Origin of the sequence: Tychonema sp. LEGE 06208 (assembly GCF_015207505.1) — a bacterium.
Taxonomy (GTDB): Bacteria; Cyanobacteriota; Cyanobacteriia; order Cyanobacteriales; family Microcoleaceae; genus Microcoleus.
Genome location: NZ_JADEWT010000193.1, coordinates 1 through 5,205 on the forward strand (window position 1 = coordinate 1; position 5,205 = coordinate 5,205).

Below are 5,205 nucleotides of genomic sequence, written 5' to 3' on the forward strand. Positions count from 1 at the left end.
CCCTTATCAAGGGGGGGGACAAGAGGGAATAACATCTTCCATTAGCAATCAGGAAAACAGGGAAATTACTCCCCCCCGAAGCTTGGGGGGGTTGGGGGGGGTTTCCTATGTTTGCGAATTAAAAATTGACGGTTCTGCTTTAGCATTAACCTATGAAAATGGAATTTTAGTTCGCGGTGCGACGCGGGGAGATGGGATTGCGGGAGAGGATATTACTCAAAATGTCAAGACTATTCGCTCGATTCCTTTAAAACTCAATTTAGATAATCCGCCGCCTGTGGTGGAAGTGCGGGGAGAGGCTTTTTTGTCTTTGGCTGTGTTTGAGGAAATTAATCGGGAACGGGAAAAAGCGGGGGAACAATTGTTTGCTAATCCTCGGAATGCGGCGGCGGGTACGCTGCGACAGTTGGATTCTAAAATTGTGGATAAGCGCAGGTTGGATTTCTTTGCTTATACTCTGTATTTAGATGAGGGTAATGAGGGTGACACGCAGTGGGATTCGTTGGAATTATTGCGAAAAATGGGGTTTAAGGTGAATCCCAATCGCAAAGTTTGCTATGCTTTGGATGAGGTGCGGGAGTATTACGAATATTGGGATACTGAGCGGGGAAATTTGCCTTACATGACCGATGGGGTTGTTGTTAAGATGAATTCGGTTTTGCTGCAAAAACAATTGGGTTTTACTCAGAGGTTTCCGCGTTGGGCGATCGCCCTGAAGTATCCGGCCGCCGAAGTCCCTACAATGGTAGAAGGAGTCACCGTACAAGTAGGGAGAACCGGAGCTCTGACACCTGTAGCGGAACTCAAACCGGTGCAGTTGGCTGGAACCACGGTTTCGCGCGCTTCTCTCCACAATAGCGATCGACTTTCCGAGCTAAATCTCCATATTGGCGATACTGTGATTGTCAGAAAAGCTGGGGAAATTATACCAGAAGTTGTGCGAGTTTTGCCGGAACTTCGTCCCCAAAATGCTCAACTTTTTCAAATGCCTAGTTGCTGTCCCGAATGCGCGCAGCCTGTGGTTCGGGAAAAGGGGGAGGCCGTTACTCGGTGCATCAATACATCTTGTCCGGCAATTTTGAGGGGTTCGCTGATTCATTTTTGCAGCCGGGATGCTCTGGATATTAACGGTGTTGGGGAAAAGTTGGTGCAGCAGATGGTTGATAGCAATCTGCTCAATTCTGCTGCGGATTTGTACGATTTGACTGCGGAAAGATTGATGGGTTTGGAACGCATGGGTAAGAAGTTGGCCCAAAAGTTGGTAAGTGCGATCGCCCAATCGAAAAATCAACCTTATTCGCGGGTACTTTACGGCTTGGGAATCCGCCACGTTGGTAGTGTCAACGCGCAATTGCTGACAGAAAGGTTTGCAAATGTGGAAGAGTTAGCCGCAGTATCGGCCGCTGCGATTGAGGGCGTGTACGGCATCGGGCCGGAGATTGCACAATCGGTTTCTCAGTGGTTTCGAGTTCCGGCAAATCAAAGTTTAATCGCACGGTTAAAAACTGCGGGATTGCAATTGCACTCAGAAGTAAAAAGTCAGAATTTAGCCGACATAAATTTACAGTTTGCTGGCAAAATATTTGTATTGACTGGAACTTTGCCGACTCTGAAACGAGATGAAGCCAAAGATTTGATTGTCAAAGCTGGAGGAAAAGTCACAGGTTCGGTTAGTGCTAAAACTGATTATGTGGTTGTGGGTGAAGATGCGGGTTCTAAATTAGAGAAAGCTCAATCTTTGGGGGTAAAACTACTTTCGGAATCTGAGTTATTAGAACTGCTATCGAAACCATAAATGATTGGTGAAAGTCAATATATCTCTGTTTGCTCTTTCTCTGCGGCCTCTGCGGCCTCTGCGGTTCGCAAAAAAAGCTGATTCATTTCAGCCGTTTTCAAAGAACATCGGCAACAATTCTATTTCCCTAGGTGCAAAATAGCCGATCCTCTTCGTTGGCGCAGCCCCCGTAGGGGCGGGCTCCGCTAACGCGAATTGTGCAATACCTCAAAAGGCATAGAAATCGCGCTCGCGATCGATACAATATACATACTTCTACGGCGCTACTGCTTTTTGAGGTTGCCAGTACAGACGAGTTTTGCTAAAATCTGAGAGAATTTGCAAGAGTGCGCCATCGCCTCCGGCAATTCCCAGCCAATCGCAAAAATCAGAGGAGCTACGTGATGTCGGAAATCCCAGAACAAACACAAACCAATTTGCCGCCTCCAGAAATAAGTTCCGAAACCCCTATTTCTGTGACGGAAAACTTAAAAAGTAGCTTGGGAAATATCCTGAGCAGTTGGAAGATTAAAGCAGGATTAGCAGTGGCGGTACTGTTTGGAGTGTTCCTATTTTGGTTTTACTGGCAGCACATGATTGCAGTCGCAGGTATGAAGAGTTGGGCGAGTCGATCGGGCGCTAAGGCGATCGAATGTATGGTAAGAGATACTAATAACGACCAGTATGTAAGTTGCAGCGCTCTCCTCGACCAGCAAATTGTCCCTCTCGAATGCAGTTCTAGTTTGTTAAACATCGGTTGTCGCGTCAATTACGGAACCGCAGCGCCTAACGTGAAACAGGGAGGGCCAAGAGGTTCTGCTTCTTGATAATTTTTAACTCGCTTGGTAATCGGAAAAATATGATTCTGATGGCAAGAATAAATGGTGCGTCAGAATGAGATGAGGAGTGATTGAAAATCACCTTTCCTGACGCATCCTACCCTTGACTTCTTCCATATTCCTTATTCCTTATTTTCACCCTAAGCAAAGCCGAAGGGTACTCTTCCATCTTCCATCTTCCATCTTCCATCTTCCATCTTCCATCTTCCATCTTCCATCTTCCATCTTCCATCTTCCATCTTCCATCTTCCATCTTCCATCTTCCATCTTCCATCTTCCATCTTCCATCTTCTTCCGACAGACTTACATCCGTTACATCCGTTACATAATCCGTTGCCGAACTTCCCTCTTACCAAGGACTTCCGATTAGGGTGAAACTGCTCCAGTAGTAAGGATGAGAAAAATCTTGGTTTTGTTGTAAGTCAGCCGGTAAATTCAATTTGCCCGCTGTTGTTACTAACTGCCCGTTTTCCATCCGAACTTTATGAGCAATCATCGCCTGTTGAGCAAGTTGCAAAGTTTCTGCCTTCGTTGTGGCTCCTCGCAACTGGTGGTAAAATTCGCTCATCAGGGCCAAAGTGCCTCCGTCGTCAACATACCACAAACTCCCTAAAGCAGATTTCGCGCCGGATTTTACTGCTAAACCTCCAAAACCTAACTCTGCTTCCCCATCGCCCAAGGCTGTTCTACAAGCACTTAATACTAATAAGTCTACCTGCGGATTGCGCCAATTTAAACTTTCTAGGCGATCGAGCTGCAATTTGGAATTCCACAGTTGAATATAAGAATTGCTTGGTTTTCCCGGTTGAAAGTCAGCGTGGGTTGCTAGGTGAACTATCCGAAATCCTCTTTTGGCGTGTTCGGAGTTGAGATTATCTAAAGTGAAAGTCGAATTGAGGAAAGATGGCCCGTGCCACTGAGCCGAAATCGCCTGTAATTCGATGGGCACACTGAGCAAGGGCTTTTGGTTAACAAATTCTGACCTTCCCATTGCTAGGACTGTGGCATCTGTAACTGCTTTATAATCGCTATTAGTCAAGCTAAAACTCGGAATGAGGCTGAAACTGTATTTTTCAATTAAGAAGCCTTTACCGTCGTGCAAAGCGGCAAAGGGCATACTCCTCAATCCGGGATCGACTGACAGTAACAATGTCTGAATTCCTAAGTTTTTTAAGTCTTTGTCTAGGGGTGCGATCGCCCATTTATATAATTGCTGGGCGGCGCGTAGATAAGTCGTAGTACCGCGTTTTCCCGGACTGGTGATTTCAGCCTGCAACTCCTGAACAAATGGGAAAAGAGCTGCTCTGTTGGCTTCAGGGACGCTGTAGTGAATCGGCCGTCCCACGGGAGGAACTAAAATTAGTTCTAGTCGATCGGCTAGCGAGATTATGTAGATGATACCAGACCGTTTGCCGGTTTGCTGTTCGATATTTTTTAAAGTTTGTTGGAATGTCGCAATCATGACTTTTTGATCGGGAAGATTGGCTGTTACTCCCAGGTATTGTCCAAATTCTTGATTCCTTGTTTGTTCAATTCCCCAGACTGTTTTTTCTATGTCGTTACCTTCAAAAAGTCGATCGGGAGGTGGAACATATCCCAGAACTAAAGAAGAATTAGGGGTTAGTGGTGGCGCTGTTTCCCTGCTGGGAACTGTTGGCGGTTGGTATGCCGGGGGCAACTGACTGATGATACTCGAATCAAGTCTTAAAATTTGATCGGCAGCAGCGCCGGGATTGTCTAGCGGTGGAATTTTGCGACGGCCTTGCAAGTCTTCTGGATCGGGGATTGAGGGTTGCGGTGCTGGTTTTGCTGTGGCTGTGGGCGATAGTGGTGTTGCTGGTATGGCGACGGGTGCGATCGTCCTGGGTGGTAATGCGTTAAAGTCGATCGAAGTTACTGCTACCGACTGCAGCAGCGGCGGTGTCAGCCCAACAATCGGCGGAATTGTTTCCGTTGTCGGCGGAATTGTCAGCGGAATTGTCGGCGGAATTGTTTCCGTTATCGGCGGAATTGTCAGCGGAATTGTCAGCGGAATTGTCAGCGGAATTGTCAGCGGAATTGTCGGCGGAATAGTTGGTGGAATTGTTTCCGTTGTTGGCGGAATAGTTGGTGGAATTGTTTCCGTTGTTGGCGGAATTGTCGGCGGAATTATCGGCGGAATAGTTGGTGGAATAGTTTCCGTTGTCGGCGGAGTTGTGGGCGGAATTATCTGCGGAGTTGTGGGCGGAACTATCGGCGGAGTTGTGGGCGGAATTATCTGCGGAATTATCTGCGGAGTTGTGGGCGGAGTTGTGGGCGGAGTTGTGGGCGGAATTGTCGGCGGAGTTGTCGGCGGAATTGTCGGCGGAATTGTCGGCGGAATTGTCGGCGGAATTGTCGGCGGAATTGTCGGCGGAATTGTCGGCGGAGTTATCGGCGTGGGATCGATCCCGTCGTCAGTCGAAAACGCAATATTACCCACACTACTAGGGCGTCGGTTCAGTATTAGGAGTTGACAAAACAAACTGAAAATGATATGTGAATTGAAAAGCCTGTTAAATTCTGACAATCAGGAAGAAGGAAGAAACCTTATGCGCCCTCCCTTATGGCATC

Annotated in this window: 5 protein-coding genes; 3 read left to right on the forward strand and 2 right to left on the reverse strand. The window is 47.3% G+C overall.

Annotation, left to right across the window (positions count from 1 at the left end; translation table 11 throughout):
• Together ligA and IQ263_RS27550 are read left to right on the forward strand one after the other, a co-directional pair.
• A partial coding sequence (ligA, locus tag IQ263_RS27545) for an NAD-dependent DNA ligase LigA (protein ID WP_228050418.1) occupies nt 1–1,795 on the forward strand: 1,795 nt, incomplete at its 5' end.
• Nucleotides 1,796–2,178: 383 nt separating this feature from the next.
• The gene (locus IQ263_RS27550) at nt 2,179–2,601 is read left to right on the forward strand and encodes a hypothetical protein (protein ID WP_194071221.1); all 423 of its coding nucleotides are present in this window, start codon (nt 2,179–2,181) and stop codon (nt 2,599–2,601) included.
• Nucleotides 2,602–2,710: 109 nt separating this feature from the next.
• Here IQ263_RS27550 and IQ263_RS27555 read toward each other — a convergent pair whose 3' ends face one another.
• Together IQ263_RS27555 and IQ263_RS29030 are read right to left on the reverse strand one after the other, a co-directional pair.
• The gene (locus IQ263_RS27555) at nt 2,711–2,887 is read right to left on the reverse strand and encodes a hypothetical protein (protein WP_194071222.1); all 177 of its coding nucleotides are present in this window, start codon (nt 2,885–2,887) and stop codon (nt 2,711–2,713) included.
• A 75-nt stretch (nt 2,888–2,962) separates the two neighbouring features.
• Nucleotides 2,963–4,381: a CHAT domain-containing protein gene (locus IQ263_RS29030; RefSeq protein WP_228050419.1), complete on the reverse strand. Its 1,419-nt coding sequence runs from the start codon at nt 4,379–4,381 to the stop codon at nt 2,963–2,965.
• On the opposite strand from IQ263_RS29030, the gene IQ263_RS29035 reads away from it, so the two are divergent.
• A complete protein-coding gene (locus IQ263_RS29035) occupies nt 4,365–5,108 on the forward strand; it encodes a hypothetical protein (protein WP_228050420.1) in 744 nt (247 codons plus the stop codon). The genes IQ263_RS29030 and IQ263_RS29035 overlap by 17 nt on opposite strands.
• Nucleotides 5,109–5,205 lie beyond the last annotated feature (97 nt).

What these genes read in the sequence shown, in the direction of transcription:
- IQ263_RS27555 (WP_194071222.1), bottom strand. Translation starts at nt 2,887, where the DNA reads ATGGAAGATGGAAGATGGAAGATGGAAGATGGAAGATGGAAGATGGAA.
- IQ263_RS27550 (WP_194071221.1), top strand. Translation starts at nt 2,179, where the DNA reads ATGTCGGAAATCCCAGAACAAACACAAACCAATTTGCCGCCTCCAGAA.